General features: G+C 68.6%; 10 protein-coding genes. 4 read left to right on the top strand and 6 right to left on the bottom strand.

From position 1 onward, the window contains the following. Window positions 1-22 precede the first annotated feature (22 nt). Complete coding sequence (uvrA, locus tag AC07NS_RS23785) at window positions 23-2,932, top strand: excinuclease ABC subunit UvrA (protein WP_494607302.1); 2,910 nt, start codon at window positions 23-25, stop codon at window positions 2,930-2,932. 77 nt (window positions 2,933-3,009) lie between these two features. Here uvrA and AC07NS_RS23790 read toward each other — a convergent pair whose 3' ends face one another. The 4 genes from AC07NS_RS23790 to AC07NS_RS23805 all read right to left on the bottom strand — a co-directional run bounded on the left by AC07NS_RS23790 (window position 3,010) and on the right by AC07NS_RS23805 (window position 6,740). After that, window positions 3,010-3,942, bottom strand: coding sequence for a hypothetical protein (locus AC07NS_RS23790; RefSeq protein ID WP_494607304.1), 933 nt, complete (start codon window positions 3,940-3,942; stop codon window positions 3,010-3,012). A gap of 85 nt (window positions 3,943-4,027) precedes the next feature. Then, entirely contained in the window at window positions 4,028-4,888 is an 861-nt protein-coding gene (locus AC07NS_RS23795) for a hypothetical protein (protein WP_494607306.1), read from the bottom strand. A gap of 2 nt (window positions 4,889-4,890) precedes the next feature. Further along, window positions 4,891-5,670, bottom strand: a complete 780-nt coding sequence (locus tag AC07NS_RS23800; protein ID WP_494607308.1) for a hypothetical protein — start codon at window positions 5,668-5,670, stop codon at window positions 4,891-4,893. An 83-nt stretch (window positions 5,671-5,753) separates the two neighbouring features. Then, a complete protein-coding gene (locus tag AC07NS_RS23805; RefSeq protein ID WP_494607310.1) occupies window positions 5,754-6,740 on the bottom strand; it encodes a hypothetical protein in 987 nt (328 codons plus the stop codon). Between the two features lie 88 nt (window positions 6,741-6,828). Between AC07NS_RS23805 and trmFO the strand changes: the two genes are divergently transcribed. From trmFO to AC07NS_RS23820, 3 genes are all read left to right on the top strand, one after another. Continuing rightward, window positions 6,829-8,229: a methylenetetrahydrofolate--tRNA-(uracil(54)-C(5))-methyltransferase (FADH(2)-oxidizing) TrmFO gene (trmFO, locus tag AC07NS_RS23810; protein ID WP_494607311.1), complete on the top strand. Its 1,401-nt coding sequence runs from the start codon at window positions 6,829-6,831 to the stop codon at window positions 8,227-8,229. A 126-nt stretch (window positions 8,230-8,355) separates the two neighbouring features. Beyond that, window positions 8,356-9,060, top strand: coding sequence for a hypothetical protein (locus AC07NS_RS23815; RefSeq protein ID WP_494607313.1), 705 nt, complete (start codon window positions 8,356-8,358; stop codon window positions 9,058-9,060). Between the two features lie 342 nt (window positions 9,061-9,402). After that, entirely contained in the window at window positions 9,403-12,870 is a 3,468-nt protein-coding gene (locus AC07NS_RS23820; protein WP_494607315.1) for a TonB-dependent receptor, read from the top strand. On the opposite strand, the gene AC07NS_RS23825 is transcribed toward AC07NS_RS23820, so the two are convergent. Next, complete coding sequence (locus AC07NS_RS23825) at window positions 12,867-13,688, bottom strand: DUF1365 domain-containing protein (protein WP_494607317.1); 822 nt, start codon at window positions 13,686-13,688, stop codon at window positions 12,867-12,869. The two genes, AC07NS_RS23820 and AC07NS_RS23825, sit on opposite strands and share 4 nt — an antisense overlap. Then, window positions 13,685-15,025, bottom strand: coding sequence for an NAD(P)/FAD-dependent oxidoreductase (locus tag AC07NS_RS23830; protein WP_494607319.1), 1,341 nt, complete (start codon window positions 15,023-15,025; stop codon window positions 13,685-13,687). Before AC07NS_RS23830 ends, AC07NS_RS23825 begins: the two co-directional genes overlap by 4 nt. Between the last annotated feature and the right edge of the window lies 1 nt (window position 15,026).

The raw sequence follows: 15,026 nt of genomic DNA on the forward strand, positions 1-15,026 counted from the left end.
ACCTTCGAGCGTTCCGGACACCATGGCCGAGCAACTGAACTTCATCCGCGTCCGCGGCGCCCGCGAGCACAATCTCAAGGACGTCAGCGTCGACATTCCGCGCGGCGAGCTGGTCGTGCTGACCGGCCTGTCGGGCTCGGGCAAGAGCTCGCTGGCCTTCGACACCATCTATGCCGAGGGTCAGCGCCGCTATGTCGAGAGCCTGTCGGCCTACGCTCGCCAGTTCCTGGAGCTGATGAGCAAGCCGGACGTGGACCTGATCGAGGGCCTGTCGCCGGCCATCTCGATCGAGCAGAAGACCACGTCGCGCAACCCGCGCTCGACCGTCGGCACGGTGACCGAGATCCACGACTACATGCGCCTTTTGTGGGCGCGGGTGGGGGTTCCCTACTCGCCCGCCACCGGCCTGCCGATCGAGAGCCAGACCATCAGCCAGATGGTCGACAAGATCACCGCCCTGCCCGAAGGCACGCGCCTCTATCTGCTGGCCCCGGTCGTTCGCGACCGCAAGGGCGAGTACCGCAAGGAGATCGCCGAGTGGCAGAAGGCCGGCTTCCAGCGGCTGAAGATCGACGGCGAGTACTATCCGATCGAGGACGCCCCGGCCCTCGACAAGAAGTTCAAGCACGACATCGACGTTGTCGTGGACCGCGTGGTGACCAAGGCCGGCATGGAGCAGCGTCTCGCTGACTCCCTCGAGCAGGCCCTGCGCCTGGCCGACGGTCTGGCGGTGGCCGAATGGGCGACGATCGACGAGGGCGAGAAGGAGCCCAAGCGCCTCCTGTTCTCCGAACGCTTCGCCTGCCCGGTCAGCGGCTTCACCATCGCCGAGATCGAGCCGCGGCTGTTCTCGTTCAACAATCCGGCCGGCGCCTGCCCCACCTGCGACGGCCTGGGCGCGAAGCTGGCCTTCGACGCCGATCTGATCATCCCGGACAAGGACAAGACCCTGCACAAGGGCGCAGTCGCGCCCTGGGCCAAGGGGCCTTCGCCGCTCTACACCCAGACCCTTCAGGCCCTGGCGCGCCACTACGGCTTCTCGATGGACGAGCCCTGGTACAAGCTGCCGGAAAAGGCCCGGACCGTGGTGCTGAACGGCTCCAAGGGCGAGAAGATCAAGTTCACCTACGACGACAACGCCCGCAAGTACGAGGTCGACAAGCCGTTCGAGGGCGTGCTGCCGAACCTGGAGCGCCGCTGGCGCGAGACGGACAGCTCGTGGGTGCGTGAGGAACTGGGCCGCTACCAGTCCGACACCCCGTGCGAGGCCTGCGGCGGCAAGCGCCTGAAGCCCGAGGCCCTGGCCGTGAAGGTGCACGGCCTCGACATCGCCGCCGTCTCGAACCTGGCCATCCGCCCGGCCCGCGACTGGTTCAGCGCCCTGGAAGGCCACCTCTCCGATAAGCAGCTGGAGATCGCCCGGCGGATCCTGAAGGAGATCAACGACCGCCTGCGGTTCCTGGTCGATGTCGGTCTGGACTATCTCAACCTGTCGCGCGGCTCGGGCACCCTGTCGGGCGGCGAGAGCCAGCGCATCCGCCTGGCCAGCCAGATCGGCAGCGGCCTGACGGGCGTGCTCTACGTGCTCGACGAGCCGTCGATCGGCCTGCACCAGCGCGACAACACCCGCCTGCTCCAATCGCTGCAGGGCCTGCGCGACCTCGGCAACTCCGTGCTCGTCGTCGAGCACGACGAGGAGGCCATCCTCACCGCCGACTACGTGATCGACATGGGTCCAGCCGCCGGCGTCCACGGCGGCGAGATCGTCGCCGAGGGCAAGCCCGAAGAGATCATGGCTAACCCGGCCAGCGTCACCGGCCAGTACCTGACCGGCGCGCGCGAGATCGCGGTTCCGGAAGAGCGCCGCCCGATCAACAAGAAGAAGATGCTCAAGGTCATCGGCGCCAAGGGCAACAATCTGAAGGACGTCACCGGCGAGATCCCGGTCGGCACCTTCACCTGCATCACCGGCGTCTCGGGCGGCGGCAAGTCGACCTTCACGATCGAGACCCTCTACAAGGCCGCCGCGCGCCGCCTGAACAACGCCAGCGACGCCCCGGCGGCGCACGAGCGCATCGAGGGCCTGGAGAACTTCGACAAGGTCATCGACATCGACCAGTCGCCGATCGGCCGCACCCCGCGCTCCAACCCTGCGACCTATACCGGCGCTTTCGGCCCGATCCGCGACTGGTTCGCCCAGCTGCCGGAGAGCAAGGCGCGCGGCTACGGCCCGGGCCGCTTCAGCTTCAACGTCAAGGGCGGCCGCTGCGAGGCCTGCCAGGGCGACGGCGTCATCAAGATCGAAATGCACTTCCTGCCCGACGTCTACGTCACCTGCGATATCTGCAAGGGCAAGCGCTACAACCGCGAGACCCTGGACGTGCTGTTCAAGGGCAAGACCATCGCCGACGTGCTGGACATGACGGTCGAGGAGGCCGCCGACTTCTTCAAGGCCGTGCCGCCGATCCGCGACAAGATGGAGACCCTCAAGCGCGTGGGCCTCAGCTACATCAAGGTGGGCCAGCAGGCGACGACGCTGTCGGGCGGCGAAGCGCAGCGAGTGAAGCTGTCCAAGGAGCTCAGCAAGCGCGCCACCGGCCGCACGCTCTACATCCTCGACGAGCCGACCACCGGCCTCCACTTCGAGGACACCAAGAAGCTGCTGGAGGTGCTGCACGAGCTTGTCGACCAGGGCAACACCGTGGTCGTCATCGAGCATAACCTGGACGTCGTAAAGACCGCCGACTGGCTGCTGGACTTCGGTCCCGAGGGCGGCGACGGCGGCGGCCAGATCGTCGCCGTGGGCTCGCCCCAGGACGTGGCCAAGGTCGAGGCCAGCTGGACCGGCAAGTACCTCAAGGAGCTGCTCGACCGTCATGAGGAGCGCCGGCTGGCGCGGGTGGGCGAGCTGAAGAAGAGCAAGCGGGCCTGATACGAAGAAGGGCGGCGGGTCACCCCGCCGCCCTTTCTCTTTCTACCGATCCCCCCTCAGGGAAGGGCTCGCCGCGATCAGACGACGAAGGGGCCGGTCGCGTTCGGATCGATCGTCGATTCAGGCTCGGAAATCTCGCGGTAGATGACCGGCGCCGGCGTGTACATCGTGACGCCCGACAGGACGGCCATCAGTCCGCCCAGCGCCAGCTGCAACACGCCCATGGGGGTTAGAAAGGTCTCCAGCGAACTGAAGTCCGGCTGCACGAGCTTGGCCGCCGACGCCATGTTTCCGCCGCTCAGGGCCGTGCCCAGGGCGAAGATGATCGCCATGATCAGCAGATAGACGATCACCGCCATCACGAACGCTACGAAATAGGCCCCGAACAGCGGCCAGAAGCGTCCGGCGGTGAGCGGAAGCGCGCGGAAGAGCACGATCCGGCGCTCTGCAAAGGTCTGCACCCCGGCCAGCGAGAGCCGCACCCCGGCATAGGCGATACCGCCCAACAGCGCGATGAAGAAGACGAGACCAAGCAGGGCCGCCAGGGGCTTGGAGATGATCGCGAAGATGCCGACGACGACGCCCAGCACGAAGGCCACGCCCAGGGCGCCGACAGTGATCAGAAGCCAGATCAGGAAGCTGACCGCGATCAGCCGCAGCTCGTCGGCGCCGAAACGCAGCGCGGCGTAGGTCCGCTCGGCCGGGCGCAGCACCGTGCGGTAGACCGCCCCTTGCAGCACGCCGTAATAGACCAGGATGTAGACGATCGAGAGCAGCAGGAACGGCCCCATCTGGACCATGGCCTGGCGCACTTCCTCGGTGTCGGTCTGGCCGCTGAGCTGGGCCGCGGCCAGCACCTGCATCTGCGGGCCGAAGAAGATCAGGCTGACCAAGTTCAGGCTCGCCGAGGCGATCGTGGCCAGCAGGATCCACACCGCCACGGCCTTGAAATGCTCGCGCACCAGGACGAAGCCGGAGATCGCCGCGTCCGTCGCCGAAAAGGTCTTCATCGTGGTTCCTAGCTCGCCCGGTCAGTGCGTTTCAGAGGGCAGGAACGCGTAACAAGCTTCGTTGGCCAGGGACAGAGCCCGGGCCTCAAATATCCGGGTGCAGCTGGCGATAGGCGCGGGCCGGTCCGGCGGTCAGGATCACCGTCTGGACGGTGAACATCAGCGGCGCGATCAACACGTTGGTCAGCAGGCCCAGCAGCACGAACAGCTTGGAGCCGCCGCCGACCAGGGCGATGACGCCGGTCAGCAGGCCGCCGACCAGCGAAAAGACGATCGGCGTCAGCACGAAGGCCATGAACAGGTTCAGCACGAACATGCCCAGCAGGCCCCAGAAGTGGCCGTGGGTCAGCACCCAGGCCTCGCGCAGGTTGATCTTGCCCTCGGCGAAGGTCTGGGGCGACAGCAGCGACAGCCGCACCCCCACCCACATCGACAGGCCGATGACGCCCAGGCCGCCGAGGAAGGCGATCCAGGCCGCGACGCTGCGGGCGCCCGCGCCGGCCAGGGTGGCGGTCAGCAGGGTCACCAGGCCGCTGGGAATGGCGGTGACGAACAGGGCCGCGGCCCAGGTGATCAGGGCCACGACGAACAGCCGGACCTCGTCGGCGCCCAGGCGCAGATAGGCCCCGCGGCTCTGCTCGGGGTGCAGCACCGAACGCAGGATGGCGCTGGCCAGCACCGCGCAGATGGCAGCCGCCAGCAGGATCAGCAGGGCCATGGCCCCGCCCAGGTGCGCGATCAGGTCCAGCACTTCCTTGGGGTCGGCGGTGAAGCGGGTCTGGGCCAGGTCGCGCCGCACCTCTTCGCCGAAGGCGACGGCCAGCAACACCCACAGCAGGATCAGGGCGGCCCAGTAGAAACCGCCCCAGGCCAGCAGCGAGGCGGGGTGGCGGCGCATGGTGCGCGGCCCTTCGAGAGCGGCGGCGATGGGCGACAGGGCGATCATGGTCAGGCTTCCGGCCGCTCGGCGACGGCCAAGCTCGGGCCGTGTCTGTAGACGTGGACGCAGGCCGCCGTCCAGGCCGGCGCGACGCAGAAATAGTAGAGCCCCACGGCGACGGCCTGCAGCGCCAGGGCGGCGGGTCCGTCGAGAGCGGTGCGGCCGCCCACGGCGATCACCACGCTGGGCAGGTAGAACACCAGGCCCAGGGCCACCAGCAGGCCGGCGCGGCCCTTGGTCAGGTCGAAGGCGCTGAGCACCTGCAGCCGTCCGGCGGCGATGCTGGCGGCCGGGGCCAGCGACAGACGGGCGGCCAGCCAGGCCAGGACCGCAAGGCTGGCCAGCGGCGCGAGACTCGCGGCGAAGGCGGCCACGGGGCCCGACAGCGCGGCCTTCCAGGCCTCGGACGAGGTGGCGTCGAAACCGGGCGCGGCGGCGCGGGCGACGCCCAGGGACACGGCCCCGACCACCACCAGCAGCACGGAGATCACCACCAGGAAGATCAGGGCGAGCAACAGCTGCACCCCGGCCATCAGCGCCTCTTCACGCCCCCAGCGCAGGCCGGCCAGGCCCGCCGGGCGGTCGAAGGCGGCGCGGTAGAGGGCGCCATAGGCCAGGGCGGCGGCGAGGAAGTCGGCCAGCAGCACCCAGCCGCCGCCAGCGAAGCGTCCGGCCAGTCCGAGCAGGCTGGCCGCGGCCAGGGCTGCCCAGGTGCGGGGCGCAAGACGGGTCACGCCGGTGATCCCGGCCCGCGCCGTCGCGCCGATCGCGATCGATGCCTCGCCCATTTCGCTCCCAAGCCCTCAGCCGCCGGCACTCTAGCCCGCGTCGCGCCATCAGACGACGAGTCGGCGCGGGCGTGGCGTGGATTTTACGCCGGCGTGGCCTCGGGGCCGCTTTCGACCGGCGGTTCGGGCGGAGCGGGCGGCGGCGGCGGCGCGGCGGCCTCCCCAGCGGCGGTCGCGGTCAGCTGTTGATAGGCGCTGGCCCACGGCGCGATGTAGATCGTCAGCACGACCGACTGGATCAGCGCCAGGACCGGCGCGGCCACGACCAGCCACGGCCAGAACCGTTGCAGGAACTCGTCCGGTCCGGCGATCTTGGCCAGGTCCTGCCACGACCCGGCAAGGGCCAGGGCCCCGACGATCAGCACGACCAAGCCCACGACCATCTCCAGGGCCATGACCAGCAGCGTGGCCAGCAGCGCCATGCCCAGCAGGCGCAGCGACGAGCCCTTGGTCAGGCTCCAGGATTCGAACAGCACCAGGCGACGGCCGGCGAAGGTCATCGGCCAGGCCATCGACAGCCGCAGCAGCGCCCAGACGATGGCGACCAGCCCTGCGATCACCGTCAGGATCCCGATCGCGATGCCGGCGACCTTGCCGGCCGCGAAATAGGTCAGGAAGCCGACGAGCAGTCCAGCGATCACCGCGACGAAGTAGACCATGTACCAGCCGATGACGAAGATCACCGTCAGCAGCAGCATCCAGCCCTCGCTGGCGCCGACGCGCAGGTAGAAGCCCTTGCGGGCCTGCGGCTCGAGCACGGCGCGGAAGATGGCGGCGGCCACCAGGGTCTGGGCCAGGACCTGCAGGACGAAGGTGCCGAAATTGGCCGCCATCATGCGCATCTGCATGGCCATGACCTGAGCGAAGGCTTCCGGGTCCTGGGCCGCCGCGCCTTGGTTCAGTTCGCTCATGCGCGCGATGTCGCCGATCAGCGGCAGATAAAGCCCGATCAGCGGCGCGATCATCAGCACCAGCAGCGCCAGGCCCCACACCGCCACGGACGCCGGTTCGCGCCCCAGCAGGTTCCAGCCGGCCAATGCCGCCGTCGTCGCGGAAAACCTCTTCGCCACCCCAAATCCCCCAAATCCGGAAACACGTCTGGAGGTCGAGCTTACACGGCGGTTCCGTCTTGGCGAGGGCGGAGGTATGAGGGCGGCCATGACCACCTCCCCCATTCACGTGATCGGCGGCGGCCTCGCCGGTTCCGAGGCCGCCTGGCAGATCGCCCAGGCCGGCGTTCCCGTCATCCTGCACGAAATGCGCAAGGACGACTCCAGCGGCAAAGTCACCACCGATGCGCACCAGACCGACGGTCTTGCGGAAATGGTGTGCTCCAACTCGTTCCGCTCGGACGACTGGCAGTTCAACGCCGTGGGCTTGCTGCACGCCGAGATGCGGCGCTGCGACTCGATCATCATGTCGGCGGCCGACCAGCACCAGGTGCCGGCCGGCGGCGCCCTGGCGGTCGATCGCGACGGCTTCTCCGAGGAAGTCACCCTCCGCCTGGAAGCCCATCCGCTGGTCACCATCGTGCGCGAAGAGATCGCCGGCCTGCCGCCCGAAGACTGGGACAGCGTCGTCGTCGCCACCGGCCCGCTGACCTCGCCGGCCCTGGCCCAGGCGGTGCTCGACCTGTCGGGCGAAGGCCAGCTGTCGTTCTTCGACGCCATCGCGCCGATCATCCACCTCGAGTCGGTGAACATGGACGTCGCCTGGCGCCAGTCGCGCTACGACAAGGAAGGCCCCGGCGGCGACGCGGCCGCCTACATCAACTGCCCGATGAACAAGGAGCAGTACGAGGCCTTCATCGACGCCCTGCTCGAAGGCCCCAAGGCCGAGTTCAAGGAGTGGGAGAACGTCCCCTATTTCGACGGCTGTCTGCCGATCGAGGTGATGGCCGAGCGCGGCCGCGAGACCCTGCGCCACGGCCCGATGAAGCCGGTCGGCCTGACCAATCCGCGCGACCCGACCGTGAAGTCCTACGCCATCGTCCAGCTGCGCCAGGACAACGCTCTCGGCACGCTTTGGAACATGGTCGGCTTCCAGACCAAGCTGAAGCACGGCGTCCAGGCCGAGACCTTCCGGATGATCCCGGGGCTGGAGAACGCCCAGTTCGCCCGCCTGGGCGGCCTGCACCGCAACACCTTCATCAACTCGCCCAAGCTGCTCGACAAGGGCCTGCGCCTGAAGGCCCAGCCGCGCCTGCGCTTCGCCGGCCAGGTCACGGGCGTCGAAGGCTATGTCGAGAGCGCCGCCATCGGTCTGCTGGCCGGCCGCTTCGCCGCCGCCGAGCGCAAGGGCGGATCGCTCGAGGCCCCGCCGGCCACCACCGCCCTGGGCGCCCTGGTCGAGCACATCACCGGCGGCCACCTCGAAGGCTCCCACGGCGGCTCGTTCCAGCCGATGAACATCAACTACGGCCTGCTGCCGCCGCTCGAGGCCCCCAAGGTCGACGAGGACGGCAAGAAGATCCCGCTGAAGGAACGCGGCCGCGCCAAGAAGCGACTGATGAGCCTGCGGGCGCTGAAGGACCTGGAAGCCTGGCTGACGGCGGACTGAGCCGAAGCCGGCCTCCCCCGACTTGAAGAAAACGGCGTCCGCCCCGTCCAAGGCGGAAGCGCGCGGCCGTGGAACCTTGGCGTTCCCGGCCGCGCCCCGTCGCGGCGTCTTTCGCGAGACCGCCCCATGCTCCGCCTCACCAGCGCCGCCGTCGCGACCACGGCCCTCCTGACCGCTCCGGCCCTCGCCCAGGACGTGGTCTCTCCGGCCAAGGAAACGATCCTGGCCCCGTTCGACATCGTCCGCACCGAGGTGAAGAGCGTCGGGCCGGACGTGGTCTTCCGCGTGCAGGTGCGCGGCAAGGCCGGCGAACTCAAGCCCAAGGCGACCGGCCAGTTCGCCGGCAGCGCGGTGTGGAGCTACGTCTGGCCGACCTCGCTGGACAGCGGCGGCGTCGGCTTCGAGGGCGGCCAGGGGATCCTGGCCCTGGCGGTGACCTTCCACCCCGACTTCGACGACGCGGCCTATGGCGGCGTGAACCGCCACGTCTGGCATCCGCACTGGGTGGTGCTGGTCCCCGACGACGCCTGCGGCAAGGGCGCGCTGAAGGTCCGCGACATCCCGGCCGGGACCAAGCCCAAGGTGCCGGCCACCTGGCCCGGCGTGCCGCTGCTGATCGACAGCCCCAGCTATCCGACCAGCTTGGCCACAGACACCGTCGAGGTCAGCGTGCCGGCCGGTGTGATCGGCGCGGTCGAGGGCGTGAAGTTCGACGGCGTGACCTCGGCCCTCAAGGTCAACGCCAACCTGCACGCGCCCCTGCTGTGCATCTCCGACATCTTCGACGTGGCGTCGGGCGACCTCAGCCTGCCGGGCCGCATCGGCCGCTGATCGCCCGTCGATCACGGATCAGGCGCCGAGCGGCCCTCCCCGCCCGGCGCCGTAGCACGCCTCGGACGCGGGCGCCGCTACGGCGGACAAAGGCCTCGACGCGACATTTCGCCCCAGTTCGCAAACCATCGGTTTGTTGCCCAGAAGCTACGCCTGGCCGCATATTTGCCGTCTTCGACATCGGCGGATCGATTTCGATTTGATCCCGACGTCATGTTTCGCCTTAATGACACCGGTAGCTATTTTAATGACACCGGTAGCGGTTAGCGTTACCAACAAGAAACGTGTCACGGGTCAGGCCGCTCAATGAGCCTAGCCCGTCGGGAAGAACTGGGAGGGAATATGTTGCAAGTCACTTCGCGGCGGAGCCGCGCCCGCGTGCTGTGCGACCGCGCGTCGCTCGGCGCTCTGACCATCGCCGGCAGCCTGCTGATCACCGGCGCCGCCTTCGCTCAAACAGCCCCGGCGCCGGCCCAGGCCGAAGAGACCGCGGTCGAGGAAGTGGTCGTCACCGGCTACCGCGCCGCCCTGCAGAGCGCCCTCAGCGTCAAGCGCAACTCCAACGTGATGGTCGATGCGATCAACGCCGAGGACATCGCCGACTTCCCCGACGCCAACCTGGCCGAGTCGCTGCAACGCCTGCCGGGCGTGTCGATCGACCGCGACAACGGCGAAGGCCGCACCATCACCGTCCGCGGCTTGGGCCCCGACTTCACCCGCGTGCGCCTGAACGGCCTGGAGGCCCTGTCGACCGCCGGCTCGAACGACTCGGGCACCAGCGGCAACCGCACCCGCGGCTTCGACTTCAGCGTCTTCGCCTCGGAGCTGTTCAACTCGCTGAAAGTGCAGAAGACCGCCTCGGCCGAGACCGACGAAGGCTCGCTGGGCGCCACGGTCGACCTGCAGACGGGCCGTCCGCTCGACTTCAAGGGCCGCCGCCTCGCCCTGTCGCTGCAGGACGCCTATTACGAATCCGGCAAGCACCACAATCCGCGCTTCGCGGGCCTGGTCTCGGATCGCTGGGACACCAACTGGGGCCAGTTCGGCGCCCTGTTCTCGGTGGCCTACAACGAGCGCGACAGCACCATCGACAGCTACGGCCGCCAGGCCGGCCAGTCGGACTACACCTATCGCGGCGCCACCTTCGCCGGCACCGCCCTGACCACCAACGGCACCTCGATCCTGCAGCGCCAGGGCTTCGCGGCCCCGACCGGCACCGCTTGCAACAACGGCGTCGTGCCCGGCGTCAACGTCACCAACGTCGCGCTCTGCAACGCCCTGCGCGGTTCGGACCCGACGGCCTACGCCCTGATCAACAACCCGATCGGCGCCCAGCTGACCCGCGCTGGCGGCGTGACCACCACGACCGCTCCTGGCTCGCTGGTCCGCATCCCGGCCCTGCCGACCATCAACCAGCAGGAGCTGGAGCAGGAACGCCTGGGCATCACCGGCGCCCTGCAATGGCAGCCGACCGACCGCACCAAGATCACCTTCGACGGGGTCTATTCGCGGTTCTACAACAGCTCGACCAACTACCAGATCAGCGCCGTCGGCCTGAACCGCAACAACACCACGGCCAACTACAACACGGCCGGGGCGTCCACCGCGGTCGCCACCAAGCGCGGCCTCTACAACGGCTGTAACTTCAACGCCGGCAGCGACGGCAGCAACGGCACCCTGGTGTCGCAGCCGCTGGACTGCGGCCAGTCGCTGAACGGCACGACGCCGCTGACGGGCTACACCTACAGCTACAACCCCAACAACCGCGACCCGTACGAGTATTACAACAACCCGCTGTCGCCGGGTTACATCGCCAGCGCCGACGGCTTGGCCATGCGCGACCTGTTCATCGGCCGTCCCAGCGTCAAGCTGATCGACGCCGCCCTCAGCGAGACCGGCGCCAACGCCAGCTACCTGAAGCTGGGCAGCGTCGACATGCGCTCGGCCGCCGACCAGCAGTACTACACCACCTTCTTCCAGCAGGGCTCGCTGACCCTGGAGCACGAGTTCACCGACAAGTTCCGGATGACCGCGCTGTGGGGCAAGTCGCGCTCGTACAACAAGGGCACCGGCCTGCTGGCCGACTACCTCAAGCTCGACTCGGGCAACGGCACCGCCGGCAACGACTACTTCGTCTATGACGAGCGGGTCGGCGGCTCGATGCCGCTGGTCAACTTCGGCTTCGACGCCACGAACCCGGCCAACTGGGACTTCGTGAAGGGCTATTCGTCGCTGCGGATCTACCGCTCGCTGACCGACAACCGCTACAACGGCACGCGCTTCGACTTCACCTACGACGCCGACGACAACCTGACGATCAAGTTCGGCGCCACCCAGCGCAAGTACGGCTTCTTCACCTCGCGCACCGGCCGCGCCGGCGGCTCGGCGGGCGAGACCCTGAACCCGTCGTTCAAGGAAGCCGGCAGCTCGGTGGCGGCCACCAGCCGCCTGATCAACTGGGGCCACGGGCTGGACGTGCCGGCCGGCACCACCACCGCCTTCCTCGCGCCCGACCTCGACAAGTTCACGCAGCTGTTCGACTTCAACTGCGAGTGCATCAACAAGTGGGGCGACTGGCGAACCTCGACCCTGTCGAACCCGGCCAACACCTACGGCGTGGATGAGACCGACACCGGCGCCTATGTGCAGTTCGACTACCGCACCCTGGTCTTCGACCGCGAACTGCGTGGCAACGTCGGCACCCGCTACGCCCTGACCGAGGTGAACTCGTACGGCTACACCAACCTCAACCGGCCGATCTACGGCGACAACAAGTACTCCGACGTCCTGCCGTCGCTGAACGCCGCCTACGAGATCGCCGACAACATGCTGCTGCGCTTCGGCGCGGCCAAGGTCATGGCCCGTCCGCTGCTGGCCAACCTGGCGCCCAGCATCACCGCCTTCAGCGCTCCGAACAGCTCGGGCGCCACGACCGGCGGCACGATGACGGTCGGCAACCCCGAGCTCGCGCCGTTCCGCGCCATCAATCTCGACCTCAGCTTCGAATGGTACTTCGGCCAGGGCTCGCTGATCTCGATCGCGGTCTTCGACAAGGACGTCCGCAGCTTCCCGCAGACCGTCGTCAGCTCCTCGACCCTGGCCGACGTGCTGCCGGCCCAGGCGATCGCCGACCTGATCGCCGGCGTCAACGCGGGCACCGGCACCCAGGTGCAGAAGGACGCCCAGATCGCCTACATCAACACCCAGACCTTCGACGTGCGCCAGTATCGCGACGCCCCGGGCGGCTACATCCGCGGCTTCGAGATCGGCTACCAGCAGAACCTGACCTTCCTGCCGTGGTTCCTCGACAAGCTGGGCGTCCAGGCCAACTACACCCACCTGGAATCCGAGCTGCAGTACATCATCGATCCGGGCGCGCTGGAGATCCGCAACGCCTCGGGCGTGGTGACCACCGCCGGCCGGCCGCAGGTGGTGGCGCCGGGTCCGTTCACCGGGGCCTCGCCGGACTCGTTCAACGTCACGGTCTACTACGAGACCGACAAGTGGTCGGCGCGCGTCTCCACCGCCTATCGCGCCAAGTACTACACGCAGTACCCGATCGCCTCGGGCAGCTGTAACCCCGGCTACTGCGACTCCCCGCTGGTCAACGACTTCCTGGGCAGCGAGGCGACCACCAACGTCGACGCCTCGTTCAGCTACAAGTTCAGCAAGAGCATGTCGCTGAGCCTGGAGGCCCTGAACCTGACCAACGAGACCAGCAACCGCTTCGGCTACGCCGACGATCCGGTGGTCACTCAGTACGCCGCGCCGGGCCGCCAGTTCTTCATGGGCTTCCGGTACGTCTTCTAAGCGCTCTTCTTCCCCGAAAGTGCGACCCTGGGCGGCGCGGGTTCATCCCGCGCCGCCCTTTTCTTGTCCACGCCGGTCCCGCCCGGATTGGGAAAGAAGCGAAAGCCCTTGAGCAGGATACGCAACGCCTCCCAGTGGATGGCCGCCAGCACGCCGACCACCTGCCAGGGATGGCCCAGCATGGCCCGCAGCAGCGCCCGGTCGCTCAGCGGCTCGCGCCGGCCGGTGAAGCTGGCCGCCAGCACCCGACCCTGGTCGTCATGGACGTCGATCCCCACCCGCACCGCCTCGCGCGGCGGCGCCAGGGTGAAGGCGTAGCGCAGGTCCATCGGCATGAAGGGCGAGACGTAGAAAGTCTTGTCGCAGCCCTGCACCACCAGCCCGTCCTCGCGGGCGCTCGCGGGCAGCACGTAGTCGCTGCGCTCGCCGAAGGTGTTGCTGACCGCATAGACCACCGCCGCCAGCCGCTCGTCGGCGTCGTGGTGGAAATAGACCGTCAGCGGGTTGAAGCCGTGGCCCAGCACCCGGGGCATGCACAGGGCGGCGATGCGGCCGCCGGGATGGTGCAGGCCGTGCCTAGCCAGCAGCGCCTCGATCTGCGGCTTGACCGGCGCGCGGCGGCGCTCGGCGTGGTCGCGGTCGTGATAGCTGAACAGGTTCAGGGCGTTGTGCGAGAAGAGGCGCAGGCGCGCCCCGGCCGCGTCGAGCTCGTCGAGATCGAGCAGCAGCATGAAGATCCGATAGCTCAGCCGGTGCCGGCGCGGCCGGGCGCGGTCGTGGAGGACGAGGCCGGAATAGAGGGCCGAGCGCAAGGTCATGCGGCCAACTCCGGCTGCGCCGGCGTCGCCTTGCCCAGAACGATGCGGCCGGACGGATCGGCGACGGTCCAGGGCCGGCGCACCCCGCCCAGCTGCTCGGCCACAGCCAAACCGGCTTGAAGGCCGTCCTCGTGGAATCCCGAGCCGAAATAGGCCCCCGCGAACCAGGTCCGCCGCGCGCCCTGCAGCGACCACAGGCTCGCCTGCGCCGCCATGGCCGGGCCGTCGAACAGCGGGTGCTCATAGATCTGGTCGTGCAGCACCTGACCCGGCGCGCGGTCGGGATTGAGCGACAGGAAAAAGGGATCCTGACCCGGCAGCGGCTGGAGGCGGTTCATCCAGTAGGTGACGCCGCCCTCCCCTTTCACGCCGCCCTCCTTCGCCTTGCGATGACCGACATGGTTCCAGCTGGCCCAGGCCGAGGTGCGGCGCGGCATCAGGGCGGCGTCGCGGTGCAGCACCGCGCGGTTGCGGCTGTAGCGGAAGGCGCCCAGCAGGGCCGCCTCCTGCGAGGTCGGTTTGGCCAGCATGGCCAGGGCCTGGTCGGCATGGGCGGCGATGACCACCTGGTCGAAGCGCCGGACCTCGCCCGAAGCGTCCTCGATGGTCACGTGGTCGGGCTGGCGGTCGATCCGCCGCACCGGACGCGACAGCAGGATCTCGCCGTCGGTGTCGGCCGCGATGGCGGCGACGTAGCGCGCGCTGCCGCCGGCCACCGTGCGCCAGATCGGCCGCTTGTCGATCGGCAGCATCAGGCCGTGATTGTCGAAGAAGCGCAGGAAGGCCCCGGCCGGGAACTCGCGGATGTCGGCCAGCGAGGTCGACCAGATCGCGGCGGCCTGCGGCAGCAGGTGGTCCTCCTGGAACGCCCGCCCGAACCCTTGCGCGTCGAGATAGTCGACAAGGCTGCAAAAGCCGTCGTCGCGCAGGCTGCGGGCGTCGCGCGTTCCGGCCCGATAGAAGCGCACCACGTCGAGCAGCATGCGCAGGAAGCGCGGGTTCACCAGGTTGCGCTTCTGGGCCAGCAGCCTGGTGGACGAATATTCCAGCGCCCCGTCGTCGAGCGACACCCCGAACGACATGTCGCTGTCCACGGTCTCGACGCCCAGGTGGGCGAACAGGGCGGTCAGGTTGGGGTAGTTCGGCTCGTTGTAGACGATGAAGCCGGTGTCCACCGCCGCCTCGCCCACCCGGACGGTGTTGGCGTGCCCGCCCAGCCGGTCGTCGGCCTCGTACAGGGTCACCTCGTGGCGCTTCGAGAGCAGCCAGGCCGCCGACAGGCCCGAGATCCCCGAGCCGACGACGGCGATGTGCTGGCGAGAGGACGAACTGGACATC

The organism is Caulobacter sp. GW821-FHT10A10 (genome assembly GCF_059415745.1).

What these genes read in the sequence shown, in the direction of transcription:
- uvrA (WP_494607302.1), top strand. Translation starts at nt 23, where the DNA reads ATGGCCGAGCAACTGAACTTCATCCGCGTCCGCGGCGCCCGCGAGCAC.
- AC07NS_RS23790 (WP_494607304.1), bottom strand. Translation starts at nt 3,942, where the DNA reads ATGAAGACCTTTTCGGCGACGGACGCGGCGATCTCCGGCTTCGTCCTG.
- AC07NS_RS23795 (WP_494607306.1), bottom strand. Translation starts at nt 4,888, where the DNA reads ATGATCGCCCTGTCGCCCATCGCCGCCGCTCTCGAAGGGCCGCGCACC.
- AC07NS_RS23800 (WP_494607308.1), bottom strand. Translation starts at nt 5,670, where the DNA reads ATGGGCGAGGCATCGATCGCGATCGGCGCGACGGCGCGGGCCGGGATC.
- trmFO (WP_494607311.1), top strand. Translation starts at nt 6,829, where the DNA reads ATGACCACCTCCCCCATTCACGTGATCGGCGGCGGCCTCGCCGGTTCC.
- AC07NS_RS23815 (WP_494607313.1), top strand. Translation starts at nt 8,356, where the DNA reads ATGCTCCGCCTCACCAGCGCCGCCGTCGCGACCACGGCCCTCCTGACC.
- AC07NS_RS23820 (WP_494607315.1), top strand. Translation starts at nt 9,403, where the DNA reads ATGTTGCAAGTCACTTCGCGGCGGAGCCGCGCCCGCGTGCTGTGCGAC.
- AC07NS_RS23825 (WP_494607317.1), bottom strand. Translation starts at nt 13,688, where the DNA reads ATGACCTTGCGCTCGGCCCTCTATTCCGGCCTCGTCCTCCACGACCGC.
- AC07NS_RS23830 (WP_494607319.1), bottom strand. Translation starts at nt 15,025, where the DNA reads ATGTCCAGTTCGTCCTCTCGCCAGCACATCGCCGTCGTCGGCTCGGGG.